General features: G+C 71.3%; 24 protein-coding genes. 15 read left to right on the top strand and 9 right to left on the bottom strand.

Features of this window, described 5'->3' with window-relative positions; all coding sequences use genetic code 11:
• Positions 1–12 precede the first annotated feature (12 nt).
• Complete coding sequence (locus ACIBST_RS08710; protein ID WP_221762053.1) at positions 13–372, bottom strand: metallopeptidase family protein; 360 nt, start codon at positions 370–372, stop codon at positions 13–15.
• A 372-nt stretch (positions 373–744) separates the two neighbouring features.
• Here ACIBST_RS08710 and ACIBST_RS08705 point away from each other — a divergent pair, with 372 nt between their 5' ends.
• Genes ACIBST_RS08705 through ACIBST_RS08685 form a run of 5 tightly spaced genes read left to right on the top strand, consistent with a single transcriptional unit; the run spans position 745 to position 4,750 of the window.
• The gene (locus ACIBST_RS08705) at positions 745–1,113 is read left to right on the top strand and encodes a DUF3499 domain-containing protein (RefSeq protein WP_352323386.1); all 369 of its coding nucleotides are present in this window, start codon (positions 745–747) and stop codon (positions 1,111–1,113) included.
• Between the two features lie 42 nt (positions 1,114–1,155).
• Positions 1,156–2,505, top strand: a complete 1,350-nt coding sequence (locus ACIBST_RS08700; protein ID WP_397170253.1) for a phosphomannomutase/phosphoglucomutase — start codon at positions 1,156–1,158, stop codon at positions 2,503–2,505.
• A complete protein-coding gene (locus tag ACIBST_RS08695) occupies positions 2,502–2,669 on the top strand; it encodes a Trm112 family protein (RefSeq protein WP_352323388.1) in 168 nt (55 codons plus the stop codon). The genes ACIBST_RS08700 and ACIBST_RS08695 overlap by 4 nt, the downstream gene beginning before the upstream one ends.
• The gene (locus ACIBST_RS08690; RefSeq protein ID WP_397170251.1) at positions 2,666–3,772 is read left to right on the top strand and encodes an SIS domain-containing protein; all 1,107 of its coding nucleotides are present in this window, start codon (positions 2,666–2,668) and stop codon (positions 3,770–3,772) included. Before ACIBST_RS08695 ends, ACIBST_RS08690 begins: the two co-directional genes overlap by 4 nt.
• A 51-nt stretch (positions 3,773–3,823) precedes the next feature.
• Complete coding sequence (locus tag ACIBST_RS08685) at positions 3,824–4,750, top strand: cation diffusion facilitator family transporter (RefSeq protein WP_397170250.1); 927 nt, start codon at positions 3,824–3,826, stop codon at positions 4,748–4,750.
• A gap of 122 nt (positions 4,751–4,872) precedes the next feature.
• On the opposite strand, the gene ACIBST_RS08680 is transcribed toward ACIBST_RS08685, so the two are convergent.
• Positions 4,873–5,208, bottom strand: coding sequence for a MerR family DNA-binding transcriptional regulator (locus ACIBST_RS08680; RefSeq protein ID WP_352323391.1), 336 nt, complete (start codon positions 5,206–5,208; stop codon positions 4,873–4,875).
• Positions 5,209–5,310: 102 nt separating this feature from the next.
• On the opposite strand from ACIBST_RS08680, the gene ahcY reads away from it, so the two are divergent.
• Together ahcY and ACIBST_RS08670 are read left to right on the top strand one after the other, a co-directional pair.
• Positions 5,311–6,738 (top strand): adenosylhomocysteinase, encoded by a 1,428-nt coding sequence (gene ahcY, locus ACIBST_RS08675; protein WP_397170248.1) that lies wholly within the window; start codon positions 5,311–5,313, stop codon positions 6,736–6,738.
• 64 nt (positions 6,739–6,802) lie between these two features.
• Positions 6,803–8,038, top strand: a complete 1,236-nt coding sequence (locus ACIBST_RS08670; protein ID WP_397170246.1) for an adenosylhomocysteinase — start codon at positions 6,803–6,805, stop codon at positions 8,036–8,038.
• A 4-nt stretch (positions 8,039–8,042) separates the two neighbouring features.
• Here the strand turns inward: ACIBST_RS08670 and ACIBST_RS08665 are convergent, their stop codons facing one another.
• A complete protein-coding gene (locus ACIBST_RS08665) occupies positions 8,043–8,675 on the bottom strand; it encodes a DUF305 domain-containing protein (RefSeq protein WP_397170244.1) in 633 nt (210 codons plus the stop codon).
• Positions 8,676–8,843: 168 nt separating this feature from the next.
• Here ACIBST_RS08665 and ACIBST_RS08660 point away from each other — a divergent pair, with 168 nt between their 5' ends.
• On the top strand, positions 8,844–10,250 hold the full coding sequence (locus ACIBST_RS08660) for an LVIVD repeat-containing protein (RefSeq protein WP_397170242.1): 1,407 nt from the start codon (positions 8,844–8,846) through the stop codon (positions 10,248–10,250).
• 27 nt (positions 10,251–10,277) lie between these two features.
• Here ACIBST_RS08660 and ACIBST_RS08655 read toward each other — a convergent pair whose 3' ends face one another.
• A complete protein-coding gene (locus ACIBST_RS08655) occupies positions 10,278–11,246 on the bottom strand; it encodes an RDD family protein (RefSeq protein WP_397170241.1) in 969 nt (322 codons plus the stop codon).
• Between the two features lie 51 nt (positions 11,247–11,297).
• Between ACIBST_RS08655 and ACIBST_RS08650 the strand changes: the two genes are divergently transcribed.
• Positions 11,298–12,290 carry a stage II sporulation protein M gene (locus ACIBST_RS08650; protein ID WP_397170239.1) on the top strand — a complete coding sequence of 331 codons (993 nt, stop codon included), beginning with the start codon at positions 11,298–11,300 and terminating at the stop codon, positions 12,288–12,290.
• A gap of 11 nt (positions 12,291–12,301) precedes the next feature.
• Here the strand turns inward: ACIBST_RS08650 and ACIBST_RS08645 are convergent, their stop codons facing one another.
• The 5 genes from ACIBST_RS08645 to ACIBST_RS08625 are packed head-to-tail and all read right to left on the bottom strand — an operon-like array spanning position 12,302 to position 17,566.
• The gene (locus ACIBST_RS08645; RefSeq protein ID WP_397170237.1) at positions 12,302–13,675 is read right to left on the bottom strand and encodes a DUF58 domain-containing protein; all 1,374 of its coding nucleotides are present in this window, start codon (positions 13,673–13,675) and stop codon (positions 12,302–12,304) included.
• Between the two features lie 55 nt (positions 13,676–13,730).
• Positions 13,731–14,687 carry an AAA family ATPase gene (locus ACIBST_RS08640; RefSeq protein ID WP_397170236.1) on the bottom strand — a complete coding sequence of 319 codons (957 nt, stop codon included), beginning with the start codon at positions 14,685–14,687 and terminating at the stop codon, positions 13,731–13,733.
• A gap of 13 nt (positions 14,688–14,700) precedes the next feature.
• Positions 14,701–15,921 (bottom strand): DUF4350 domain-containing protein, encoded by a 1,221-nt coding sequence (locus ACIBST_RS08635; RefSeq protein WP_397170234.1) that lies wholly within the window; start codon positions 15,919–15,921, stop codon positions 14,701–14,703.
• On the bottom strand, positions 15,918–16,544 hold the full coding sequence (locus ACIBST_RS08630) for a DUF4129 domain-containing protein (RefSeq protein ID WP_397170232.1): 627 nt from the start codon (positions 16,542–16,544) through the stop codon (positions 15,918–15,920). Before ACIBST_RS08630 ends, ACIBST_RS08635 begins: the two co-directional genes overlap by 4 nt.
• Complete coding sequence (locus ACIBST_RS08625; protein WP_397170230.1) at positions 16,541–17,566, bottom strand: glycerophosphoryl diester phosphodiesterase membrane domain-containing protein; 1,026 nt, start codon at positions 17,564–17,566, stop codon at positions 16,541–16,543. Before ACIBST_RS08625 ends, ACIBST_RS08630 begins: the two co-directional genes overlap by 4 nt.
• 580 nt (positions 17,567–18,146) lie before the next feature.
• Here ACIBST_RS08625 and mtrA point away from each other — a divergent pair.
• The 6 genes from mtrA (at position 18,147) to ACIBST_RS08595 (ending at position 25,452) form a co-directional block, all read left to right on the top strand.
• A complete protein-coding gene (mtrA, locus tag ACIBST_RS08620) occupies positions 18,147–18,824 on the top strand; it encodes an MtrAB system response regulator MtrA (protein ID WP_043620615.1) in 678 nt (225 codons plus the stop codon).
• An 18-nt stretch (positions 18,825–18,842) separates the two neighbouring features.
• Entirely contained in the window at positions 18,843–20,579 is a 1,737-nt protein-coding gene (gene mtrB / locus ACIBST_RS08615) for an MtrAB system histidine kinase MtrB (RefSeq protein ID WP_397170228.1), read from the top strand.
• Positions 20,566–22,287 carry an LpqB family beta-propeller domain-containing protein gene (locus ACIBST_RS08610; RefSeq protein ID WP_397170226.1) on the top strand — a complete coding sequence of 574 codons (1,722 nt, stop codon included), beginning with the start codon at positions 20,566–20,568 and terminating at the stop codon, positions 22,285–22,287. The genes mtrB and ACIBST_RS08610 overlap by 14 nt, the downstream gene beginning before the upstream one ends.
• Positions 22,288–22,597: 310 nt before the next feature.
• Positions 22,598–23,197, top strand: coding sequence for a ComF family protein (locus ACIBST_RS08605; RefSeq protein WP_397170224.1), 600 nt, complete (start codon positions 22,598–22,600; stop codon positions 23,195–23,197).
• A 626-nt stretch (positions 23,198–23,823) separates the two neighbouring features.
• A complete protein-coding gene (hpf, locus tag ACIBST_RS08600; RefSeq protein ID WP_397170222.1) occupies positions 23,824–24,489 on the top strand; it encodes a ribosome hibernation-promoting factor, HPF/YfiA family in 666 nt (221 codons plus the stop codon).
• A 264-nt stretch (positions 24,490–24,753) separates the two neighbouring features.
• Positions 24,754–25,452, top strand: a complete 699-nt coding sequence (locus tag ACIBST_RS08595; protein ID WP_352326269.1) for a response regulator transcription factor — start codon at positions 24,754–24,756, stop codon at positions 25,450–25,452.
• Positions 25,453–25,532 lie beyond the last annotated feature (80 nt).

Here is a 25,532-nt window from a genome sequence, read left to right as displayed (position 1 = left end):
TCGGCGGCGGGGTCAGCGGCGGTCGTCGTAGCCCGGGTCGACGGTCTCGGGGGCGAGGCCGAGCAGCGTGGCGACCTGCTCGACCACCGTGTCGTGCACCATCGCGCCCAGCGTGTCGCGGTCGCGGGCGCGCGCCTCCAGCGGACGGCGGTAGATCACCACCGCGGCCGGTGACTGGCCGCTGGCCGCGTCGGCCCGGCCGAACGGGATCGGCTCGGTGCCCATGCTCGGGCCGTCGCCCAGCTCGTTGAGCGGCGGCACCTCCTCGACCGCGAACTCCACGGCGGACAGCTGCTTGTCCCACCGCGGCCGCAGCCGGTCGACGGCGTCGAGGACGAGGTCGTCGAAGCGCTCGCTGCGGGAACGGGCCATGGGGACGTGGGAGGGGGCGAGGGGGCCGCGCAGGCCACGACCGTGGCGATCGCGCCGTCTGGGACCGCGCTTTGGAGTCACCGACCAAGTGTAAGGGCACGTGCCGGCGAACCCCCGGAACCCCCGCCCGCGTCGCCGCCGTCAGGGAGCGAGAGCGGGAAGGAGCGCCGCCGGCAGCGTGAGGCCGAACGGCTCGGAAAGTACGGCGCGGCCGGTGTGGCGTCGACGGTGAGAGGGCAAGGTTGTCCCTCAGGCGCGCGCAACGGCGCATGTGGGTGGAAAGCCTGCGACAGGTGTCCGAATTGTGGCGACACGCTCGTTAAGAGCGCTCAGATAGTGGCGCCTCGCACTCTTACCAGATACGGTCCCTCCGTGAGCCCCGTCCGCCGCTGTTCCCGCACCGCTTGCAGCCAGCCTGCCGTCTTCACGCTCACGTACGTATACGCCGACTCGACCGCAGTTCTCGGCCCTCTGGCGACGTACGCCGAGCCACACTGTTACGACCTGTGCGCCGAACACGCCGAGCGGCTGACCGCTCCCCGCGGCTGGGAGGTCGTCCGGCTCCCCACCGACGGCAACTCCCCCAGCTCAGACGACCTGGAGGCGCTGGCCAACGCGGTCAGGGAAGCCGCCAGGCCCACCCCGTCCGGCAGCGGCGAGCCGGTCGGCCAAGGGGTCGAGGTCGGGCGCAGGGGCCACCTGCGCGTTCTTCGGTCGGCCCAGCAGCACCGCGACCGGTAGGCTCGTTTCACACGACAGACGACCTAGGGGCGGAGCTGGAGAGTGGGCGACCTCGCCAAGATCTTCAAAGCGTACGACGTTCGCGGGGTGGTTCCCGACGAGCTCGACGAGCCGATCGCCGAGGCCGTGGGTGCGGCGTTCGTCGAGGTGACCGGAGCCGCGTCCGTCGTGGTCGCCCATGACATGCGAGAGTCCTCCGTGCCGCTGGCCGAGGCGTTCGTCGCGGGCGCCCGCTCGCGCGGGGCCGACGTCGTGTTCGCCGGGCTCGGCTCCACCGACCTGCTCTACTACGCCAGCGGCAGCCTGGGCCTGCCCGGCGTAATGTTCACCGCCAGCCACAACCCGGCCCGCTACAACGGGATGAAGATGTGCCGCGGCGGCGCGGTGCCGATCGGCGGCGAGACCGGCCTGACCGAGATCCGCGACCGCGCGGCCGAGCTGCTGGGCGCCCCCGCCGCCCCGACCGGGTCGCTGATCGAGAAGGACCTGCTGTCCGGCTATGCCGCCCACCTGCGCGGGCTGGTCGACCTGTCGGCGATCCGGCCGCTCAAGGTCGTCGCCGACGCCGGCAACGGCATGGCCGGCCACACCGTCCCGGCCGTGTTCGAGGGCCTGCCGCTGGAGCTGGTCCCGCTCTACTTCGAGCTCGACGGCAGCTTCCCCAACCACGAGGCCAACCCGCTGGAGCCGCAGAACCTCCTCGACGTGCAGCGGGCCGTCGTCGAGAACGGCGCCGACCTGGGCCTCGCCTTCGACGGCGACGCCGACCGCTGCTGGGTGGTCGACGAGCGGGGCGCGTCCGTCTCGCCGTCGGCGGTCACCGCCCTGGTCGCCACCCGCGAGCTGGCCAAAGACCCCGGCGGCACGATCATCCACAACGTGATCACCTCGCTCGGCGTGCCGGAGATCGTCCGCGAGCACGGCGGCACGCCTGTGCGCACGCGTGTCGGCCACTCCTTCATCAAGGCGGAGATGGCCCGCACCGGCGCGATCTTCGGCGGCGAGCACTCCGCCCACTACTACTTCCGCGACTTCTGGTTCGCCGACTCGGGCCTGCTCGCCGCGATGCACGTGCTGGCCGCGCTCGGCGAGCAGGACCGCCCGTTGTCCCAGGTGGTGGCGGCCTACTCGCGCTACCACGCCTCCGGCGAGCTCAACAGCGCGGTCGCCGACCAGGATGAGGCGCTGGCGCTCGTCCGCGCGGCCTTCGCGGGCCGCGGCGAGGTCGACGAGCTCGACGGCCTGACGATCACCGGCCCCGACTGGTGGTTCAACCTGCGCGCGTCCAACACCGAGCCGCTCCTCAGGCTGAACGCCGAGGCGGCCGACGAGAGCAAGATGAAGGCGATCAAGGACGAGGTCCTCGCCATCGTGGGAAGGGTGTCACTGTGAAGATCGACGACTGGCTGCTGGAGATCCTGGCCTGCCCGGCCTGCAAGGCGCCCCTGCGCGCCGAGGCCGAGACCGAGGAGCTGGTCTGCACGGACTGCGGTCTGATCTACCCCGTGCGCGACGACATCCCCGTCCTGCTGGTCGATGAGGCAAGGAAGCCGTGACCTGGGAGCCCGGGCGGCTCGATGACCAGCAACACCTCACCGCGGCCGATCCGGGCGGCATGCTGCTCGCGGTCGCGGCCTCGGCCGCCCAGGTGCGCACGGGTCACCGTGCCGCGGTGGAGGCCGGCGTCGACCGGCTGTCCGTCCAGGGCCGCCCGCGGGCCGTCGTGGTCGCGGGCATGGGCACGGCGGGCCTGACCGGCGACATCCTCGCGGCGGTGTGCGGCAACGGCGTGCCGCTGCCGATCGTGACGTTGCGGTCCTACCAGCTTCCGGGCTGGGTCGGCGCGACCGACCTGGTCATCGCCGTCTCCGCCACCGGCGACGACGACGAGACGGTCTCCGTCGCCGTCCAGGCCGTCCGGCGGGGGTGCGGGCTGCTGGCCGTGTGCCCGCCGGGCTCGCCGCTGGAGGCCGTGGCCGTGCAGGCGTCGGCGATCCACGTCCCGGTGCGGGTCGAGGGGCAGCCGAGGTCCGGGCTGTGGCTGATGACGGTCCCGGTGATCGTGGCCGCGTCCGCGCTCGGGCTGGTCACGGCCGAGCCCGAGGTGTTCGAGCGGGTGGCCGCGATCCTGGAGGACATCGCCAACCGCTGCCGTCCCTCCAGCGAGTCCTTCGTCAATCCGGGCAAGTCCCTCGCCGCTGACCTGGCCGAGGGCATCCCGATGATCTGGGGTTCCTCGCCGGTGGCCTGCGCGGCGGCGTACCGGCTGGCCTGCCAGCTCAACGAGACCGGCAAGTACCCCGCGGTCTTCGGCCAGCTGCCGGAGGCCGGATACAACCAGGTGGCGGCCCTGGAGGGGCCGCTGGCCGAGCGGGACATCTTCGCCGACGAGGCCGGGCCGACGGTCAGGCTCGTCATGCTGCGCGACGTCGAGGAACATCCGCAGGTCACGCGGCAGCGCGAGGCGTCGCTGCGGCTCGCGCACGACCGTGACGTGCCGGTCACCGAGCTGACCGCGGAGGGCGTGCATCCGCTCGAACGGCTGGCCACGCTCGTCGGCCCGGCCGACTACGCCGCCACCTACCTGGCCATCGGCCACGGGGTCGATCCGACGCCTGTGGCCACGATCACTGAGCTTCGGGCCAGGATTTCGCAATAGGATCCCATGTCAGGGTCTTTTTTAGGTGATCTTTATGAGCGGAGACGTCCGGTGAGCGCGAGTGGTGGCACGAAGGCAATCATTGCGGCGCTGAGCGCCAACCTGGCGATCGCGGTGTCGAAGTTCGTGGCGGCGTTCTTCACCGGGTCGTCCTCGATGCTGGCCGAGGGCATCCACTCGGTCGCCGACTCGGGCAACCAGCTCCTGCTGCTGATCGGCGGGAAACGGGCCCAGCGGGCCAGCGACAAGACACACCCCTTCGGCTACGGGCGCGAGCGGTACTTCTACGCGTTCGTGGTCGCCGTCGTGCTGTTCACGATCGGCGCGGTCTTCTCCCTCTACGAGGGCTGGCACAAGATCGTCGAGCCGGCCAAGGTCGAGTCGCCCATCTGGGCGTTCGCGGTGCTGATCTTCGCGATCATCGCCGAGGGCTTCTCCTTCCGTACGGCGATCAAGGAGTCCAACCCGCTGCGCGGCAAGCAGTCGTGGTTCGCCTTCATCCGCCGGTCGAAGTCGCCCGAGCTGCCCGTCATCCTGCTGGAGGACCTGGGCGCGCTGCTCGGCCTGATCTTCGCGCTGTTCGGCGTGACGATGGCCGTCATCACCGGCGACGGCGTCTGGGACGGCATCGGCACCCTCATGATCGGCGTGCTGCTGGCGGTCATCGCGGTCGTGCTGGCCGTCGAGACCAAGTCGTTGCTGCTCGGTGAGGGCGCCTCGCCCGAGGTCGAGGAGCAGATCCGGGTCGCGCTGGAGGGTTCGCCCGAGGTGGCCAGGATCATCCACATGCGCACGCTGCACCTCGGCCCCGAGGAGCTGCTGGTGGCCGCCAAGATCGCGGTCGAGCACGACGACACGGCCGGCGAGGTGGCCCGCGGCATCGACGAGGCCGAGCGGCGCATCCGCGACGCCGTGCCGATCGCGCGGGTGATCTACCTCGAACCCGACCTCGACCGCCTGCGCACGACGACGAGCTGACGCCCGTCCCGAAGGCCGGCCGCGCACGACGGCCGGCCGACGCTCGATCCTGGAGCCGGCCCGCACGACGGCCGGCTCACGCCCAATCCTGGAGCCGGCCGCGCACGACGGCCGGCTGACGCTCAGCCCTGGGGGCGTAGGAGCCTCAGGGCCTTCTCCTTCTCGAAGTCCAGGGCGCGGCGCGGCACCTGGATGCGGCCGATGCGCACGCCCAGGTCGCGCACGGCCGCGGCGACCTGCGGCTCGCTCAGCACGCGCAACGCGAAGGCCAGCTCGGCGGGCGAGACGTCGAACCGTTTCTCCAGCTCCACGCCCTGCGCCACGGCGGCCAGCTCCTCCGGCCCGAACCTGCGGTGCGCACCCCGCTCCCGGACCGGCGGCAGCAGGCCCAGCGCCTCCCGGTATCGGAGCATTCGTGGGGACATGCCGAGCCGCTTGGCCGCTTCCGTGATGCGCATCCTTACATTCTTACGTCAGTTTCGCTGTCTCGGAGATGCGGGGCCGCCCGAGCGCCGCCTAAACTCGTCCGCGACAGCAATCGTGACGCGAGGGGAATCCCGATGGACTTCAAGGTCGCCGACCTTTCACTTGCCGACTTCGGCCGTAAGGAGATCCGGCTCGCCGAGCACGAGATGCCCGGCCTCATGGCGATCCGCAAGGAATACGCGGCCTCCCAGCCCCTCCGCGGCGCGAAGATCATGGGCTCGCTGCACATGACGATCCAGACGGCCGTGCTCATCGAGACGCTGGTCGCGCTCGGCGCCGAGGTCCGCTGGGTCAGCTGCAACATCTTCTCCACCCAGGACCACGCCGCCGCCGCGGTCGTCGTCGGCCCCGAGGGCACCGTCGAAGAGCCGAAGGGCGTCCCCGTGTTCGCCTGGAAGGGCGAGACGCTGGAGGAGTACTGGTGGTGCACCGAGCAGGCACTCACCTGGCCCGGCGGTGACGCCCCCAACATGATCCTCGACGACGGCGGCGACGCCACGCTCCTCGTGCACAAGGGCGCCGAGTACGAGAAGGCCGGGGCCGTGCCCCCCGCCGGCGCCGACGACCCGGAGGAGTGGCACGTCATCATCGACCTGCTCACCCGCACGGTCGGCGAGGACAAGCGCTGGACGCGCATCGCCGAGAGCATCAAGGGCGTGACCGAGGAGACCACCACCGGCGTGCACCGTCTCTACGAGATGCACAAGAACGGCCAGCTCCTCTTCCCGGCGATCAACGTCAACGACTCGGTCACCAAGTCCAAGTTCGACAACAAGTACGGCTGCCGCCACTCCGTCATCGACGGCCTCAACCGCGCCACCGACGTGCTCATCGGCGGCAAGGTGGCCGTGGTCTGCGGCTACGGCGACGTCGGCAAGGGCTGCGCCGACGCGCTGCGCGGCCAGGGCGCCCGGGTCATCGTCACCGAGATCGACCCGATCTGCGCCCTCCAGGCGGCCATGGACGGCTTCCAGGTCACCACGCTGGAGGACGTCGTCGGCATCGCCGACATCTTCGTGACCGCCACCGGCAACTTCAACATCATCACCGCCGAGCACATGGCGAAGATGAAGCACCAGGCGATCGTCTCCAACATCGGCCACTTCGACAACGAGATCGACATGGCCGGCCTGGCCAAGCTGCCCGGCATCGAGCGCATCACCATCAAGCCGCAGGTCGACGAGTGGGTCTTCGCCGACGGCCACTCCATCATCGTGCTGGCCGAGGGCCGCCTGATGAACCTGGGCTGCGCCACCGGCCACCCCAGCTTCGTCATGTCCAACTCCTTCACCAACCAGGTGATCGCGCAGATCGAGCTGTTCACCAAGACGGCCGAATACCCGATCGGCGTCTACACGCTGCCCAAGCACCTCGACGAGAAGGTCGCCCGCCTCCACCTCGACGCGCTCGGCGTCAAGCTCACCGAGCTGACCAAGGAGCAGGCGTCCTACATCGGCGTGCACGTCGAGGGCCCGTACAAGTCCGACCACTACCGCTACTGATCGGCCGGGCGGCTCCGGGAGGGAAGTCCCTCCCGGAGCCGTTCCTTTTCGCGAGGGGCTGGGCATGGATCTCTGGGAAAGCGGCGAGCGGCAGATCTCCTGGGCCGCGCGCTCGATGCCGGTGCTGACCGCCATCGGCGAGCGGTTCGCGCTCGAACGCCCGCTCGACGGGCTCAAGATCGCGGCCTGCCTGCACGTCACCGCCGAGACGGCCGTGCTCATGGGCGCGTTGAAGGCGGGCGGCGCCGAGATCGCGCTGGCCGCCTCCAACCCGCTGTCCACCCAGGACGACGTGGCCGAGGCCCTGCGCGCGTACGGGATCGCCGTGCACGCCCGCGCCGGGGTCGATCGCGCCACCTACTACCTGCACATCCACCAGGCCCTCGACCTCGGCCCCGACCTCGTGCTCGACGACGGCTGCGACCTGGTGAACATCCTGCACACCGAGCGCACCGACCTGCTCGAAGGCGTGAGCGGAGGGTGCGAGGAGACCACGACCGGCATCATCCGGCTGCGGCAGATGGCGGCCGAGCAGGCGTTGCGCTTCCCGGTCGTGGCGGTCAACGACACCCGTACGAAGCGCATGTTCGACAACCGGTACGGCACCGGCCAGTCCACCCTCGACGGGATCATGCGCGCCACCAACACCATGCTGGCGGGCCGCACGGTCGTGGTGGCCGGGTTCGGGTTCTGCGGGCGCGGCGTGGCCGAGCGGGCCAAGGGGCTCGGCGCGCGGGTCGTCGTCACCGAGATCGACGCCGTCAAGGCCCTCGACGCCACCCTTCAGGGCTACGAGGTGCGTCCCATGGCCCAGGCGGCGATGGTCGGCGACCTGTTCATCACCGTGACGGGCAACCGGGACGTCATCAGGGCCGAGCACCTGTCCGTGATGAGGGACGGCGCGATCCTGGCCAACGCCGGGCACTTCGACGTCGAGATCGACGTGCGGGCCCTCGACGAGATGGCCCGCGAGGTGCACCGCGGGGTGCGCCCGAACACCGACGAGTACGTCATGCCCGACGGCAACCGCCTGCTGCTGCTGGCCGAGGGCCGCCTGGTCAACCTGACCGCCGCCGAGGGCCATCCGGCGGCCGTCATGGACATGTCGTTCTCCGCGCAGGCGCTGGCCGTGGCCTGGCTGGCGGGGCAGCGGGCGGGCCTGGCGCCCGGCGTGTACGACGTGCCGGAGGAGATCGACCACGAGGTGGCCAAGCTCAAGCTGGCCGCCGCCGGCATCGGGATCGACACGCTGACCCCGGAGCAGGAGGACTACCTCCACTCCTGGCGGGTCGGCTCCTAGGAGGCTAGGGCGCCGCCTGCATCTCCTGCATGCGGCCGATCTCGGCCGTCTGGGTGACGCTGACGTCCGTGGCCAGCTCCTCGATCTTGATGTGCGAGCCCGCGGTCAGGACCCGCTCGGACATCTCCAGGGCGCCCAAATGGTGTTTGATCATCAGCTCCAGGAACAGCCGGTCGAAGTCCTTGCCCGTGGCCGCCTTCAGCGCCGCCATCTGCTCGGGCGTGGCCATGCCGGGCATGTCGCCGTGCGCGGCGTGGTGGTCGGGCACCTTCTGGTCCTGCTCCTTGAGCCAGGTGGTCATGTACTGGATCTCCGGGCCCTGGGCCGTCTTGATCCGGTCGGCCAGGCCCTTGAGCTTGACGGAGTCCGCCCTGGTGGGAGCCAGGATCGCCATGTCGAGGGCCTGTCGGTGATGGACGATCATGTCCTGCACGTACGTGATGTCGGCGGCGTTGGCCGTGGGCCCGGGGACGGCGGTGGCCGCCTCGCCCGGGGCCAGCGTGCGGGCCTGCTCGCCCGGCCGGCCGGGGGCGAGCACCGGCGCGGTGGAGTCGGCCCGCGGCGCGGAGGACGCGCCGGAGGAGCAGCCGGACAGGGCAATCAGCGTGCCCGCGATGACGATGAGCGCGCCGCGCACTCGGCCTCCTGACTGGCTCGGGACGAGAATGCGGACTCTAGGCCATGTATCGCTCAAGCGAAAGAGGTTGAAACGGAACAAGATTTGACACATTGGACACTGGCCAGGTCGTGGCGGCGTGAGCGACGATGACGGAGATTTATGCCCCCTTTATAGGAGGACCACGGAGTGTTCACCCCCCGCAGGGCCCTCATCCTGGTCGCCGCCCTCGTGGCGGCAACGGGCGCCACACTGCCCGCCCAGGCTGCGGACATCCCGGCTCCCGGCGAGATCGTCATGAGCTCGAACATCACGCACGTCACGAACGTGCCCAAGCCACAGGCGCTGTCCGACATCCACACCGACATGGCCTTCCAGGGCGACTACGCCTTCGTCGGCAACTACTACGGCTTCTCGATCTACGACATCAAGCAGCCGAAGAAGACGTCGCTGGTGAGCTCGGTCGTGTGCCCCGGCGGCCAGATGGACATGTCCGTCTACGGCAACCTGCTGTTCGGGTCCGTCGACTCCTCGCGCAACGACGACTCGTGCAGCAGCACCTCCCAGAGCGCCTCCGTCAAGGAGTCGTGGGAGGGCATGCGCATCTTCGACGTGAGCGACAAGTCCAACCCCAAGTACGTCAAGTCGGTCGAGACCAACTGCGGCTCGCACACCAACACGCTGGTGCCCGGCCGCGACGGCAAGAACGTCTACATCTACGTCTCCTCCTACGGCCCCAACGCGAACTACCCGGACTGCAAGCCCCCGCACGACCTGATCTCGATCATCAAGGTCCCGCTGGACAACCCGGCCGCCGCGGCCGTCGTCGCGACGCCGAACCTGTTCCCCGACGGCGGCAACCCCGGCCTGCCGCTGCCGTACCCGAACGGCAAGTCGGCCACCACCGGCTGCCACGACATCACCGCCTACCCCGAGAAGGGCATCGCGGCGGGCGCCTGCATGGGCGAGGGCATCCTGCTCGACATCTCCGACCCCGAGCAGCCCAAGGTCACCGCGAAGGTGCGCGATGACGTGAACTTCGCGTTCTGGCACTCGGCCACGTTCAACAACGAGGGCACGAAGGTCGTCTTCACCGACGAGCTGGGCGGCGGCAGCCGGGCCACCTGCAACGCGGCCATCGGCCCGAACAAGGGCGCCAACGCCTACTACGACATCGTCGGCGGGCAGCTCGTGTTCAAGGGCTACTTCAAGATCGCCCGTCACCAGGCCGACACCGAGAACTGCGTCGCGCACAACGGCTCGCTGATCCCGGTCAAGGGCCGCGACGTCATGGTCCAGGCGTGGTACCAGGGCGGCATCTCGGTGGTGGACTTCACCGACTCCGCCCACCCGCAGGAGATCGCCTACTTCGAGCGCGGGCCGGACGAGACCGCTCCGCCGCTCGACGGCGGCTTCTGGTCGGCGTACTACTACAACGGCTACATCTACGGCTCGGACTTCAACCTGGGCCTGGACGTGCTCAAGCTCAACGACCCGCGGACGAACCAGGCCAACAGCGTCAAGATGGGCCTGCTGAACGCGCAGACCCAGGGCTCGTACCCCGAGCACGGGCGCGGCGTCCCCGGCGGCAACTGACCCCGCCGAACGATCCGCGCCGCCGGCTCACTGCGGCGGCGCGAACCCGCCCGGAGTCGCCTTCGGCGGCTCCGGCGCGGGCCCCGGCTGAGGCCGGTGAGGCATCTGCCCCGGAGCGGGCATCTGCGGCTGCGGCCCCTGCTGCTGGTACGGCCCCTGCGGCGCATACGGTCCAGACTGCGCGTACGGTCCCGGCTGCGGGTACGGCGCGTACGGCGTGGGCCGCGGCGCGCCGCCGGCTGCCAGGGCGGCCTGGCGGGCGAAGCGGGCCTCCTCCCGCCGCCGGCGCTCGGCCAGCACCGCGCTCAGGTACGCGTGCGGCGGCACCCCCGCGGGCGCGGCCGGCGACACGAAGGCCGCGGTCTGCGTCGCGATGCGCACCCCCATGTCGTGCTGGACCTGCGGCGTGAGGTCGTGCCAGCGCATCAGGTACTGGCGGGCGGCCTGCGCCACCTCCTCGGGAAGCTGGGAGAGCTCCAGCGTGGCGGCCCACGCGGCCAGCGGCGGCGGCATGAGGATGGCCTGCCCGCTCTCGCGCGGCCCCCGGTCGGAGATCACGATGGTCCCGGCGAAGATGTCGCCGAGCCGCTTGCCGCGCTGGGAGACCAGCGAGGAGATCAGCGCGGGCGCGCCGGAGAACATCCAGAACTCCACCAGCCCGGCCAGCCCGCGGAACAGCGCCTGCCGGAAGCGTTCCGGGCTGCCGTCGTCGGCGACCACCCGCAGGCCGAGGGCCAGCTTGCCGAGGCTGCGCCCCCTGCTGAGCGTCTCGAAGAGCACCGGGTAGCCGATCATGACCAGCACCAGCAGTACGATCATGGCCGCGCCGAGCATGGCGTCGTCCGTGACGACCGCGAACGCGCCCAGAAGCATGTACGCGCCGATCAGCACGACGAGCTGCACCGTCATGTCGATGACGAACGCCAGCGCGCGCGAGGGCATCTGGGCCACCCGCACCTCGACGACGACGGCGTCCCCGGTCACAACCTCTGACATATGTGGAGCCTAACGGCAATGCCGCACTGAACGAGCGGCCACAATGGTCGGGTGGACATCGACGCGTTCGTCACAGCACACCGCCCCGTCTGGGACCGGCTCGACCACCTGGTCAAGAACCGCTCCTCGCTGACCGGCGCGGAAGTGGACGAACTGGTCGACCTCTATCAGCGGGTGTCCACGCACCTGTCCATCGTGCGCTCCTCCTCCCGCGACGCGGTGCTGGCCGGACGGCTGTCGGCGCTGGTCGCCAGGGCCAGGTCGGCGGTGACCGGCGCGCACACGCCCGCCTGGCGGGAGCTGGCCCGCTTCTTCACCGTCACCTTCCCCGTGGTGGCCTACCGGGCGCGGTGGTGGTGGCTGGCCGCGGCGCTGGCCAGCATCGCGGTCGCGTGGGTGCTGGGGGCGTGGGTGGCCGCCAACCCCGACGTGCAGGCGTCGATCGCCTCGCCGGACGAGATCGCCCAGCTCGTCGACCACGACTTCGCCGACTACTACTCCGAGCACCCCGCCGCCTCCTTCGCCAGCCACGTGTGGGTCAACAACGCCTGGGTGTCGGCCCAGGTCATCATCTACGCCATCCTGCTCGGCATCCCCATCCCGTTCATCCTCTACAGCAACGCCGAGAACGTCGGCGTCTCGGCCGGGCTGATGGCCTCCAGGGGCAAGCTGGACATCTTCTTCGGCCTGATCACGCCGCACGGCCTGCTGGAGCTGACCGGCGTCTTCCTGGCCGCCGCCGTCGGCCTGCGCCTGGGCTGGACGGTGATCGATCCCGGGCCGCGCAGGCGGCTGGAGGCGCTGGCCGAGCAGGGCCGGGCGGTGATGAGCGTGGCGCTCGGGCTGGTCGTGGTGCTGTTCGTGTCGGGCCTGATCGAGGCGTTCGTGACGCCGTCCGGGCTGCCCACGGCCGTGCGCGTGGGCATCGGCGTGCTCGCCGAGGCGGCCTTCCTGGCGTACGTGATCGTCTTCGGCCGCAGAGCCCTGCGCGAGAACGAGACCGGCGACGTCGAACGCGCCCCCGACGTCGCCCCCACGGCCTAGGAGCCCACGTCTCAGAGCCGGCCCGCGGCCTTCAGCGCCAGGTAGGCGTCCGCCAGCGCGGGCGCGATGTCCTCGGGCGGCGCGTCCACGACCTCGACGCCGTGCCGGCGCAGCCTGGCCGTGATGCGCCTGCGCGCGAGCTGGGCCTGCTCGGCCGCCGCCGCGTCGTAGACCTCCTCGGTGCTGCCGCGCCTGGCCGCCATGGCCGCCACCCGCGGGTCGGACACGCCCGCGACCAGCACCAGGTGCCGCGAGGACAGCTGCGGCAACACCGGCATCAGGCCCTCGTCGAGCGCCGCCGCGTTGAGGTCGGTGAGCAGCACGACCAGGCAGCGCCGCTTGGCCCGGGACAGGACGGCGGCCACCATGCCCTGCCCGTCGGCCTCGACCAGCTCGGCCTCGATCGGCGCCATCACGTTGACCAGCGACGACAGCAGCTCGGTACGGGACGCGCCGCTCACCCACGCGCGCACCGCCCGGTCGTAGGCCAGGAAGTCGACCTGGTCGCCGGCCCTGGCGGCGAGCGCGGCCAGCAGCAGGGCCGCGTCCATCGACCAGTCGAGCCGCGGCCAGCCGGGGGCGGGCCGCGGGTCGGGACGTACCAGCAGCCCAGACCCCTGCGCGGCGGCCCCGGCCAGGGGCAGCGGCGCGTCGCCCACCCGGCCCGCCGACGTGCGGCCGGTGTCGAGCACGATCAGCACGCGCCGGTCGCGCTCCGGCCGCCACGTGCGCACGACCACGTCGTTGCGGCGCGCCGTGGCCCGCCAGTCGATGGACCGCACGTCGTCGCCCACCACGTACTCGCGCAGCGAGTCGAACTCGGTGCCCTGCCCGCGCACCAGCGCCGGGTGCCGGCCGTCGAGCTCGCGCAGCCGGGCCAGCCTGGACGGCAGGTGCTTGCGCGACAGGAACGGCGGCAGCACCCGCACCGACCAGGGCGAACGGTGGCTCCCCTGGCGGGCGGCCAGGCCGAGCGGCCCGACCGAGCGCACGGTCACCGCCACCGACGACCGGTCGCCGCGCCTGGTCGGGTTGAGCGTGACCACGATCCTGCGCCGCTCGCCGCCCGGCACGTCGAGCCCGGCCACCCGGGGGACGGCCCCGGCCGAGGGCGGCCAGGCGTCCCTGATCCGCCCGCGCACCCGCCGGCGGCCCGGGTTCTCCACGATCAGCTCGACCGTGGCCGTCTGCCCCAGCCGGACGAGCGTGTCGCCCGAACGGTGGAACCGCAGGGGCCGCACGGCGCCCGCGAACACCAGGTCCACGATGATCGCGGCGGCCAGCAGCAGGCAGACCCCGGCCAGCGCGGCGCCGGGCTGCGGCGCGAGCAGCACGACCACGATCCCGGCCGCGGCGAGCAGCCCGGTGCGTCCCGTCAGAGCCATCGGCGTCTCCCGGCCGAGCCCGCCGCGGACCTCTCGCGTGCCTCGGAGCGGGCCATCAGCGCGGGACCGGGACCGAGGCCAGGATGCCGTCGAGCAGGCCGTCGGCGGTCGCGCCCTCCAGCTCGGCCTCGGGCCGGAGCTGGACGCGGTGCCGCAGCGCCGGCCTGGCCAGCGCCTTCACGTCGTCGGGCGTCACGTAGGGGCGCCCGGACAGCCACGCCCACGCCCTGGAGGCGGCCAGCAGCGCGGTCGCGCCGCGCGGCGAGACGCCGAGCTGCAGCGACGCCGAGCTCCTGGTCGCGCGGGCCACGTCGACGATGTAGCCGAGCACCTCGGGGGCCACGTGCACCTGGGAGACCGCCTCGCGGCCGGCCGCCAGGTCCTCGGCCGTGGCCACGGCCTTGACGTCGGACAGGTCGCGCGGGTCGAAGCCGCGCGCGTGCCGTTCGAGCACCGAGATCTCGTGGTCGCGCGGCGGCAGCGGCACGGTCAGCTTGAGCAGGAACCGGTCGAGCTGGGCCTCGGGGAGCTGGTAGGTGCCCTCGTACTCGACCGGGTTCTGGGTCGCGCAGACCACGAACGGGTCGGGCAGCGGACGGGCCGCGCCCTCCACGCTCACCTGCCGCTCCTCCATGGCCTCCAGCAGCGCCGCCTGCGTCTTGGGCGGGGTGCGGTTGATCTCGTCGGCGAGCAGCAGGTTCGTGAAGACCGGCCCCTCCCTGAACTCGAACTCGCTGGTCTTCGCGTCGTAGATCAGCGAGCCGGTCACGTCGCCCGGCATCAGGTCGGGCGTGAACTGCACGCGCTTGAAGTCGAGCGACAGGGCCGCTGAGAGAGTGCGCACCATCAACGTCTTGGCCACGCCGGGCACGCCTTCGAGCAGCACGTGCCCCCGGCACAGCAGGGCGATGACGAGCCCGGTGACCACGGCGTCCTGGCCGACCACGGCCTTGGACACCTCGGCCCGCAGCGCGCCGAGCGCCTCCCTGGCCGCCTCGCCCGAGGGGGCCACGCGGAAAGTCTCCTCAGAGTTCACTGACCTGCCTTTCGATGGAGTCCAAGTACCCGGCCAGCGCGACGAGCCCGGCGTCGTCGGCCGGCGGCGGGCCGTACAGTGCGGCGCCGACCACCTGCGGGTCGTCGGCGATCCGCGCCGCCAGGGCCGCGACCAGCTCGTGCGGCCCGGCGCCCGGGGCCAGGCCCAGGCGGGGCGTGAGCCGGTCGACGGTGCCGGCGCGCAGCGAGTCGGCGGCCCGCTGCCTGGCCCTCCTGGCGCGGTAGAGCCGGCCGCGGCCCTCGACCGTCTCGGCGGCCCGCACGACGACGGGCAGCCTCTCGGTCACCACCGGCCCGAGGCGGCGTCCCCGCCAGAACGCGACGAGCGCCACGGTCAGGCAGGTCATCAGGATCGCCCACGGCACGCTCGGGGGCATCAGCTCGTACATCGACCTGCCTTCGGAGCCGGGCAGGTCGAGCGGGGGCGGATTGTCCGGACGGACCAGCCAGGTGACCGGCCTGCCGGTGCCGACGAGGTTGAGCGCGAGGGCCGCGTTGCCGTCCTCGGGCAGGCGCAGGTTGGTCATGAACGCGCCGTCGCCGACGACCGTGATGACGGCGCCGTCGGGGGTGCGGTAGCTGACCAGGGAGTGGCCCTCGCCCGCCGGGTAGCAGGCGGCGGCGCCGGGCGGGCCGTTCAGCACCAGGCCGCCGACGTACGCGCTGCCGGCCCGCGTGGCGGCGGGCAGCGCGCAGCCGGGCTCGCGGGAACGCACCCGTGACGGCTCGCGCTCGGTGCTCGTGCCGGGGGCCAGCACGTCGAGGCCGCGCAGGTCGCCGACGATCAGCCGGTCGCCGGGGATCTCGGCGAGCCGGTGCTCGTCGAGGTAGGTCAGGTCGGTGACCAGCAGCAGCCGGCCGCCGCCCGCGGCCTTGGCGGCGGCCGCCTCGACCGAGTCGACCCGGTCCACCTGGACGCCCCGCGCCCGCAGCAGCTCCGCCAGCGCCTTCGACCCGTCGAGCGAGGTGTCGGCGGGGTCGAGGAAACGGGAGGGGCCCCGCTCAGGGCCGAGCAGCACCGCGGCCACCGCGACCAGGACGACGACCAGGCCCAGCACGACGATCATGCGGCTCGCCCGCCAGGTGGAGCGGGCGGTGGGGGAGGTGGAGGCGGAGGGCCCGGCGGCCCCCGGCGCGGCGGCGGAGGCCGAGGACCCGGCGGGCCCCGGCGCGGAGGCGGTGACGCTCACGACGGCCCGCCTCCCACGGCGAGCGGGACGGGCCGCGCCTGGCGCAGCCGCTCGTCCAGGTCGCTCATCGCCTGGTACGCGGCCTGCGTGCCGGGCACGCCGCCGTAGCTGACGTCGTCGAACGAGCGCGCGGCGGCGGCCAGCTCGGCGGCGAAGCCGGGCAGCGCCCTGCCCGCCTCGGCGGCCAGCTCGTCGGCCGTGCGGCCCGGCATGCCGTCCACCAGCGCGCGTTCCTCCAGGTCGCGGGCGATGGCGCGGAGGCGTTCGCGGATGGCCTGCGTCCAGTCGCCCTCGGCGGCCAGGCGTTCGGCGGCCCTGCGGTGCTCGGCGGCGTTGAGCACGCGCTCGCCGTAGAGCCCGCCGACGGCCATGGCGTTCCTGCGGGCGGTTCTGCGCAGCCGCCAGGCGACCAGCAGGATCACGCCCAGGATGATGAGCGTGATCAGGACGGCCGCGATGATCCCGCCGGCCGGGCCGCCGCCCGTCGCGGCGTCGGTCAGGTCGCCGATGAACTGGACGAGACGCCGGTAGAGCTGGTCGAACAGGGATTCCTTCTCGTATCCGGGCTTGAGGAGCTCCTCGGCCGCCTTGCGCGCCGCCTCCTCCCGGCCGACCGGGCTCACGACCTGGCTGAGTTGGACGGGTGCCAGAGGTCGTCGGCCGAGGCGTGCACCCATCCCTGGCGCTGCTGCTCGATCGCCGCCGTCTGAAGCACGAGGTCGAACGCCTCGCCGCGCATGCGCCGGTCGGCGTAGAGCAGGCCGGAGACGCCGGCCTGGAACGGGTAGGAGAACATCGCGCTCAGCGTCGCGCCCATGGCGATGAACACCGCCGCGACCACGGCAGAGCCCGGCGATCCGGCGCCGAGCATGCCGATCAGCGTCCCGCCGAACGAGAACGGCACCGACAGCACCCCCGACACCAGCCCGACCAGCAGCGACGTCAGCAGCAGGATGCCGAGCACCCGCCAGAAGTCACCGGTCACCAGGTGCCACGAGCGCCGCATCGCGTCGATCGGCCCCCTGCCCTCCAGCACCACGGCGGGCGCGGCGAACGCGAAGCGCGTGGTGATGAACAGGTAGTACGGGATGAACAGCAGGACGAACAGCAGCATCACGCCGAGGATCAGCCCGACGCCGTCGGAGGAGGAGACGTTCATCGCCAGCGCCACCACGACCAGCGTGAGGACGATCAGGGGCACGATCATCATGAGGGCCATCAGCCCGACGACCCCGAACAGCGCCGGGAGCCGGCCCTTGCTCAGGTGCCAGGCCTCGGCGGCGGTGATGTTGCCGCCGAAGACGGCCCGGCCGAGGATGCGCGTCAGCACGCCGGTCAGCACCGTGACCACGACGAACTGGATCGCGTACGAGACCAGCATGCCGCCGTACTGGGCGACGAGGCCGTAGAAGCTGTCGAGACCGGCGGAGGCGGCCTCCGGGTCGGCGAAGACGTCGCCCATAGAGCCGAACATGACCGCCTGCCCCACGGCCAGCGGCACCGCGCCGAGCAGGGCGGCGACGGCGGACAGGCCGAGCACGGCCTTGGGGTTGGACCTGATCAGCTTGATCGTGCCGTCGAGGATGTCGCCGAGCCCCAGCGGCCGCAGCGGGATGATGCCGGGCCGCAGCGCGGGCGGCGGCATGTAGCCGTAGCCGGGCTGCTGGTATCCGGCTTGCTGATGTCCGGGGTGCTGGTATCCGGGCTGAGGGTGGCCCGGTTGCTGAGGACCGGACTGCGGGTGGCCCGGCTGGGGGTAGGGTGGCTGAGGCCCCGGCGGGCCGTAGGGCGGCGGCTGGGGGGCTTCGCCCTGCGGCTCGTACGGTTGGCCGTACGGCGTCTGCGTGGGCGATCCCGGCGCGGTCCACGGTGAAGCCTGCGGGGCGCTGTAGGGCGGGGGCTGTTCGGCAGACCAGCCTGGGGGCGTCTCGGGCGTGCGTCCGTGACCGTCTGACATATCCCAATCCTGGCACGCTGGGCGGGTGGCTGGTGTCACCGAGGTGATTCGCCGGCTCATCTTGCCCGCATTTATCGGCGAAACGGGGCAAGGAAGGCAGCCGGGGATGGCCGAAAGTCGCTCCGTTACCGCAGACTGGGTTTGTGGTTGCGGGGGGAACCTGAAATTCGCCTTTCGTAGGGCTCATGTCCCACACATGGGCCGACCAAGGGTAACCTTCAGCGATCGTGCGGGTATGTCCCACAATGCGTAGAACGAATGAGGGGCCATGAAAGGTCGCGTGCTGGTCGTCGACGACGACGCCGCTCTCGCCGAGATGCTCGGCATCGTGTTGCGCGGAGAAGGCTTCGAGCCGTCCTTCGTCTCCGACGGCGACAAGGCCCTCGACGCGTTCCGGGATACACGCCCGGACCTTGTCCTGCTCGATCTGATGCTGCCGGGCGCCGACGGCATCGACGTGGCGCGCAGGATCAGGGCGGAGTCGGGGGTGCCGATCGTGATGCTCACCGCCAAGAGCGACACGATCGACGTGGTGCTCGGGCTGGAGTCCGGCGCCGACGACTACATCGTCAAGCCGTTCAAGCCCAAGGAGCTCGTGGCGCGGGTGCGGGCGCGGCTGCGCCGCACCGACGAGCCGACGCCCGAGATCCTGCAGATCGGCGACATCACCATCGACGTGGCCGGCCACTCGGTCAAGCGCGGCGAGGAGACGATCAACCTCACGCCGCTGGAGTTCGACCTGCTCGTCGCCCTGGCCCGCAAGCCGCGCCAGGTCTTCACCCGCGAGGTCCTGCTCGAGCAGGTCTGGGGCTACCGGCACGCCGCCGACACCCGGCTGGTGAACGTGCACGTGCAGCGACTCCGCGCCAAGATCGAGAAGGACCCCGAGCACCCCGAGATCGTCGTGACGGTCCGCGGCGTGGGCTACAAAGCCGGCCCCGCCTAGCCTTCGCCCCGCCCCGCCATGCCCCCGACCAGAAAAGCTCGCCGACGGACGATCCGCCAGATTCTCGGCGGCGTCCGCCGGAGGGTGCGCCGTGCGGCGGGCCGGGTGCGCAGCGTGTGGCGGCGCTCGCTCCAGCTCCAGGTGGTCACCAGCACGCTGGTGATCTCCGTGACCGTCGTGGTCGTCCTCGGCACGTTCCTGTCCGACGAGATCAACAGGTCCGTGGTCGCGAGCAGCCAGCAGTCGTCGCTCAACGAGGCGTACGCCGACCGGCTGCAGATCGCCGACGCGCTGATCCCGCCCTCCGACGACGGCGCCAAGGCCCCCGACACCGACCAGAAGGTCAACCCGCTCGACGAGGTCATGGACACCGTCACCGGGTCGGGCGAGGACGGCTCCAAGAAGCGCTACGACGTCCTCATACTCAACGAGGCCAAGCCAGGCTTGTCGCGGGCCTCGGGCCGGGTGGTGCAGGCCGACGTGCCCCCCTCGCTCCGGCAGCGCCTGCAGAAGAACATGAACCGGGCCGAGTACGGCAAGACCGAGGCCCAGATCGAGTCGATCAGGTTTTCCGGGCAGAGCCAGGCCACGTTGACGTACGTGGTCGGCGGCGTCGTGCACGAGCCCCAGACCGGCGAGGACTACCAGGTCTACCACTTCTTCCCGTTCAGCGAGGAAGAGGAGCTGCTGTCCAACGTGCGGCTGGCCATCGTCGTGGTGGGGCTCGGGCTCGTGCTGCTGCTGGCCGCCATCGCGTACCTGGTCGCGCGGCAGGTCGTCACGCCCGTGCGGCTGGCCCGCCAGGCCGCCGAGCGCCTGGCCGCCGGCAAGCTGGACGAACGCCTCAAGGTGCGCGGCGAGGACGACCTGGCCCGCCTGGCGAACTCGTTCAACGAGATGGCCGCCAACCTGGCGCTCAAGATCCACCAGCTTGAGGAGCTGTCGCAGGTCCAGCGCCAGTTCGTCTCCGACGTCTCCCACGAGCTGCGCACGCCGCTGACCACCGTCCGCATGGCCGCCGACCTGCTGTACGACGCCCGCGAGGACTTCGACCCCATGGCCGCCCGCTCGGCCGAGCTGATGCAGGCCCAGCTCGAACGGTTCGAGTCGATGCTGGCCGACCTGCTGGAGATCAGCCGCTACGACGCCGGCGCCGCCACGCTCGACGTCGACTCCGTGGACATGCGCGACGTCGTCCACCGGGCCATCGCCGACTCTGAGGCGCTGGCCGAGCGCCACTCCACCCGCTTCGACATCCGCCTGCCGCACGAGCCGTGCATGGTCGAGGTCGACAACCGCCGCGTCGAGCGCATCCTGCGCAACCTGCTGTTCAACGCCATCGAGCACGGCGAGGGCAGGGAGATCGTGGTGACCGTGGGGGCCGATCGGGACGCCGTCGCCGTCGCCGTGCGCGACCACGGGATCGGGCTCAAGCCGGGCGAGGAGACCATGGTGTTCGACCGGTTCTGGCGGGCCGACCCGTCCAGGGCCAGGACGATCGGCGGCACCGGGCTCGGCCTGGCCATCTCCCGCGAGGACGCCACGCTGCACGGCGGCTGGCTCCAGGCGTGGGGGCAGCCGGGCGAGGGCTCGCAGTTCCGCCTCACGCTGCCCAGGCTGGCCGGGGCCGACCTGAAGGGCTCGCCGCTGTCGCTGGTGCCGCCCGAGATCGAGATGCGGCGCACCTGGCGCAGCCACATGACGCCGGTGCTGCTCCCGGCCTCGGGGGACGGAGGCGGCCATGAGGAGGACTAGACGGGTGGGCGCGGCGGTCGCCCTCGCCGCGGCCGTGGCGTGCGCGGGCTCGGGATGCACCGTGATCCCGGTGAGCGGGCCGTACACGGTGAGCGACACCGGGGGCGGCGATCCGCTGAACAAGCCGTTCCAGCGCATGATCGCCGTCCCGCCGCGCGACGACTGGGACCCCGAGCTGCTCATCAAGGGCCTCCAGGCGGCCATGGCGGCCTACCCCGACGACCCCACCGTGCTGGCCAGGTACCTGACGCCCAAGGCCCAGGCCAAGTGGAAGGCGTCCGGCCCGGTGACGGTGATCGAGGACGTCTACGAGGTGGATCCGGGCGAGGGCGACGAGGCGGAGACGTACGGGCTCAAGGGCAAGCAGGTCGCCCGCATCGACCCCGACGACGCGTACGTGCCGCTGTCGGGGAACGCGCCCGAGCGGCTGTTCGTGCTGAAGAAGGACGCCCGCGGCGTCTACCGGGTCGACGACCTGCCGGACGGGCTGCTGCTCACCAAGTCCGACGTGGCGCGGGCGTACCGGCTGACCAACCTGTACTACCTCAACAGCGCCCGCGAGCGCCTGGTCGTCGACCGGGTGTGCCTGCGGCTCAAGCCGACCGAGACCTTCGCCCAGACCATCGTCAAGCGGCTGCTCAAGGGGCCGAGCAGCGCGCTGCGCGGCGCCGTGGGCACCGTGTTCCCCGAGGGCACGCAGGTCGAGTCGGTCGGCACCGGCGACGACCGCGTCCTGATCAACTTCTCGGGCCCGCTGCTGCCGCTCGACCTGGGCGAGAAGGCCGCCCTGGTGGCGCAGCTCAAGTACAGCCTGACCAGCAACAAGGTCGCCAACAGCCGCACCATCGAGGTGCAGGTCGACGGCGAGCAGTACTGGACCGAGCCGCCCAACCTGGAGGCCCACTGGCTGGAGAACGGCGGCAGCACGCCGTACTACACCAGCAAGGGGTCCGTGCACGTCATGAGCAACGAGAGCTCGGGCGTCGCGGTGTCCGGGCCGGCGGGGGAGGGGAACACCGACTTCAAGGCGTTCGCGCTGTCCACCCAGCAGACCGGCGCGATCGTCGCGGCGCGCACCTCCACGGGCATCTCGATCGCCGGGCTCACCCCCGAGGGCCGCTGGCAGCAGGTCATCGAGGGCGCCGACCTCACCGACCCCACCTGGCGCCGCGACGGCTCCCTGTGGACGTTCGACCAGCACAACAAGGTGGTCCTGCGGTACGACCCCAACGGCGGGCGCGGCCCCGAGCGCGTCTCCGCCCCCGGGCTCGACGGCCTCGACGTCACCGCGTTCCGGATCGCCAGGGACGGCGTGCGGGTGGCCCTGCGCACCGGCAAGAACACCGTGCAGCTCGGGGCGCTGAGCGAGGGGCTCAACGGGCCCATGCTCGGCAACCTCCAGACGCTGACCTCGACGGAGGTCGAGTACAAGATCGAGGACATCGCCTGGGAGGACGACGAGCACCTGCTCGTCCTCATCCAGAGCAAGGCCGGGCAGATCCTGAACGAGATCGACATCGGCGACGGCGAGACCATCGGGATCCCGCTGAAGGACCGGCTGGCGAGGGTGACGGCGCTGAACGGGCGGGTGCTCGCGGAGGCCAGCACCGAGAAGGGCCCCAAGATCATCGAGCTCAACCAGGACCGTCAGGGCTGGACCAGCAAGATCGAACCCAACGCCAAGAACCCGTTCTTCCCCCTGGGCTGAACCCGTCCCCGGGACCGCATCCGCAGGGGCGTTCCGTCTTTCACCCGGGGTGAGGCTCGTCTTTGGCGCCGCTTTCCGCGTGGGGCGTTCCCTTCTTCGCCCGGGCTGAGGCCGCCCTCGGCGCCGCCTTCCACCTCGTCTCGCTGACCGGGGTTCCCGGCCGGGCTGGGAGGCGTGTGTCCTGGAACTGTCGGTGGGGGCGGGCATGCTGGGCGGCGTGTTGGCGGGGGTGCTCGATGTGTTTCTGCCGCAGTCCTGCGTGGGCTGCGGGCGTGCCGGGGCGCGGTGTTGCGCCGGGTGCGCGGCCGGGATGGCGGTCGCGCCCGCCAGGCGCGGGCCTGAGCCGGGCCCGCCCGGCCTGCCCGAGTGCTGGTCGGCCACGCCGTACGAGGGCGCGGCCCGCGCGGCGATCCTGGCCTACAAGGAGCGGGGGGCGGTGGGGCTGGCCGGCGTGCTGGCGCAGGTGCTGGCCTTCACCGTGCTCACGGCGCTGGGCGCGGCGGCGGGGGCCGGAGCCGGATGGGCTCGGGGGCCGCTCGCCGTCGTGCCGGTGCCGAGCGCGAGGAGGGCGCTGCGGGTCCGCGGGCACGATCCCATGGGCCGGGTGGCGGTGCTCGTCGCCCGTCATCTGGTCGCGTCCGGCGTGCCGGCCGAGCCGTGGGCGGCGCTGCGGCAGACTCGCCGGGTGTCCGACCAGGCGGGCCTGAGCTCCACACAGCGCGCCGCCAACCTCGCCGGGTCCCTCTGTGTGGCCGGGCGTCCGAAAGGCCCTCCAGGGCCGTCTGCGGTGCTGCTGGACGACGTCGTGACCACCGGCGCCTCGCTCACCGAAGCCGCGCGGGCACTGCGCGCCGCCGGGCTGCGGGTGCCGTTGGCGGCCACCGTCGCCGCGACACGCCGAAGATCTTGAAACGCCTGGCATCACTGTCGGTAAAGAAAGATCCAATTCTTGGGGGCGTCTTGAAGGGGGGATGTCTCTTGGGGGGAACAAGAGGTGGCACAGCTCAGACGGCCGGAAGGCGCGTGGCCGCAGGGCTTGGCGAGCGCCGGCGCCGGGGTCATTCGGGCGTCCGGAACCCCGGGAAAATCACGGAAAGTGATCCTTTGGCCGAGGCTCCGGCTGACATTCGCCCAGGATGCGGATAGCGTTCTGACATGGCACCCGTCCGGGTCCGTGGTTGCGCAGAGCCGGTGTCCCCGGCTCTGCTAGCCGAGGCCAGCCGCAGGCAAAACGGTCCACGTAAGGCGACTCTTTGTCGACCGATCACGGTGCGGCTTAGGGGTAAGTCCTGCCTTCCCGAGGGTCCAGATGTCCCTCGTCAGAAGAGAAGGGCAGTAGTGGCAACAGAGCTGCGAAATCCTCAGCAGGCGAATGTGGGGTCGAAGACCAGGTCGGCCGGACGGGTGCCACCCGAGAACCCGGTGACGTCGTGGCGGAAGAGGGTAGCGGTGACAGAGAGGCGGACAGGAAACCCCGTCCGGTACGCACATCGTCGGGCGCTCTTGCTCAGTCGTTAGACGAAGGGGGGCTGTTGCATGGACATCATCGTCAAGGGTCGGCACACAGGAGTGAGTGACCGGTTCCGAGACCAGGTGACGACCAAGCTGGCCAGGATCGAACGTCTGGACAACAAACTCATCCGAGTCGATGTGGAGGTGTCCAAAGAACGCAACCCTCGCCTCGCCGACCAGCGCGAGCGCGTCGAACTCACCATCCATTCGAAAGGCCCGGCCATCCGCGCCGAAGCCTCGGCCGACGACCGGTTCGTAGCCCTCGACCTAGCCCTTGACAAGCTGGAAGGCCGCCTGCGCAGGCTGGCCGACCGGCGCAAGGTCCATCACGGCAACCACTGCCCGCCCTCGGTGGCGGAGTTCACCGCGACGCTCCCTGACATCGCCGGCCCGCCGTCCCCGGGAACCAAGCCCGTCCCCGAGCCGGCCGAGTCCTACGAGGACCTGCCGGTGCAGGAGGAGAAGCTCGACGACGACATCGTCCCGATCGAGATGGAAGGCGACGGTCCGCTCGTCGTGCGGGAGAAGTTCCACAGAGCGGAACCCATGACCATCGACCAGGCCATGCTCGAGATGGAACTGGTCGGGCACGACTTCTACCTGTTCCGCGACAAGGAGAGCGGCCTGCCGAGCGTGGTCTACAACCGGCGCGGGTACAACTACGGCGTGTTGCGGCTCGTAGAGCCCTGATCGCACACCGGAAGATCTTCTCGACCACCCGAGGACCGTGCCATACGTGCCATCATGGCGGTCCGACGGCTCTGGCCCCCCGACGAGGAGGAGACGTGAGCGAGCTCAGTCAGGTTCAGATGAGCGAGCGAAGCGAGGGTACTGACGGGACAACCGCCACGCGGACCGCCGCTACGGCCCCGACCGGGCGTGACAGCGGAGCGGCCGTCCGATGAGCAGGTTCCCCGTGAGCAAGGCAGGCGCAAGTCGGACCGAGGAGGGCTCGTGACCGAGTCCGGCGAGGTCCGCACGGCAGACAGCGAGCCGATCCGCGTGCTGATCGTTGACGATCACGAGCTGATCCGGCGAAGCCTGGCGTTGACGCTGGCCGCGGAGCCCGACATCGAGGTGGTCGGTGAGGCGAGCGACGGGCAGGAGGCGGTCGAACTGGCCGATCGCCTCATGCCCGACGTCGCGCTGATGGACGTGCGCATGCCCCGGCAGGACGGGATCGAGGCGACCAAGAGCATCAGGGCCTCCGTCCCGAGCACCCGCATCATCATGCTGACGGTGAGCGACGAGGAGGAGGACCTCTTCGAGGCCATCAAGGCCGGCGCCACCGGTTACCTGCTGAAGGACGTGCAGATCAACGACGTGCCCGCCGCGGTGCGGGGCGTGCACGAGGGCCAGTCCTTAATCAACCCGGCGATGGCCGCCAAGCTCATCAGCGAGTTCGCGAACATGAGCCGCAAGGAGGCCGAACGCCCGCCGCAGCTCCCCGTGCCCCGGCTGACCGACCGCGAGATGGAGGTCCTGCGCCTGGTCGCCAAGGGCATGAACAACCGCGAGATCGCCAAGCAGCTGTTCATCTCCGAGAACACGGTGAAGAACCACGTCCGCAACATCCTCGACAAGCTTCAGCTCCACTCGCGGATGGAAGCGGTGGTCTACGCGGTACGCGAACGCATGCTGGAGATCACATGACCCTGGCGCGGTCCCGTGCGGAGACCGCCGGCCGCGCCTCCTGGTCCCGTGACGCCGCCGCCGGTCGCGCCCCCTGATCC

Source organism: Nonomuraea sp. NPDC049684 (assembly GCF_044465345.1).
GTDB lineage: Bacteria > Actinomycetota > Actinomycetes > Streptosporangiales > Streptosporangiaceae > Nonomuraea.
This window is presented reverse-complemented; position numbering and strand designations above follow the sequence as displayed.

Excerpts from the sequence above, each read along its gene's own strand:
- ACIBST_RS08710 (WP_221762053.1), bottom strand. The coding sequence starts at position 372 with ATGGCCCGTTCCCGCAGCGAGCGCTTCGACGACCTCGTCCTCGACGCC.
- ACIBST_RS08680 (WP_352323391.1), bottom strand. The coding sequence starts at position 5,208 with ATGCGCATCACGGAAGCGGCCAAGCGGCTCGGCATGTCCCCACGAATG.
- ahcY (WP_397170248.1), top strand. The coding sequence starts at position 5,311 with ATGGACTTCAAGGTCGCCGACCTTTCACTTGCCGACTTCGGCCGTAAG.
- ACIBST_RS08670 (WP_397170246.1), top strand. The coding sequence starts at position 6,803 with ATGGATCTCTGGGAAAGCGGCGAGCGGCAGATCTCCTGGGCCGCGCGC.
- ACIBST_RS08655 (WP_397170241.1), bottom strand. The coding sequence starts at position 11,246 with ATGTCAGAGGTTGTGACCGGGGACGCCGTCGTCGTCGAGGTGCGGGTG.
- ACIBST_RS08645 (WP_397170237.1), bottom strand. The coding sequence starts at position 13,675 with ATGGCTCTGACGGGACGCACCGGGCTGCTCGCCGCGGCCGGGATCGTG.
- ACIBST_RS08625 (WP_397170230.1), bottom strand. The coding sequence starts at position 17,566 with ATGCCGCCGCCCGCGCTGCGGCCCGGCATCATCCCGCTGCGGCCGCTG.
- mtrA (WP_043620615.1), top strand. The coding sequence starts at position 18,147 with ATGAAAGGTCGCGTGCTGGTCGTCGACGACGACGCCGCTCTCGCCGAG.
- mtrB (WP_397170228.1), top strand. The coding sequence starts at position 18,843 with ATGCCCCCGACCAGAAAAGCTCGCCGACGGACGATCCGCCAGATTCTC.
- ACIBST_RS08610 (WP_397170226.1), top strand. The coding sequence starts at position 20,566 with ATGAGGAGGACTAGACGGGTGGGCGCGGCGGTCGCCCTCGCCGCGGCC.
- ACIBST_RS08605 (WP_397170224.1), top strand. The coding sequence starts at position 22,598 with ATGGCGGTCGCGCCCGCCAGGCGCGGGCCTGAGCCGGGCCCGCCCGGC.
- hpf (WP_397170222.1), top strand. The coding sequence starts at position 23,824 with ATGGACATCATCGTCAAGGGTCGGCACACAGGAGTGAGTGACCGGTTC.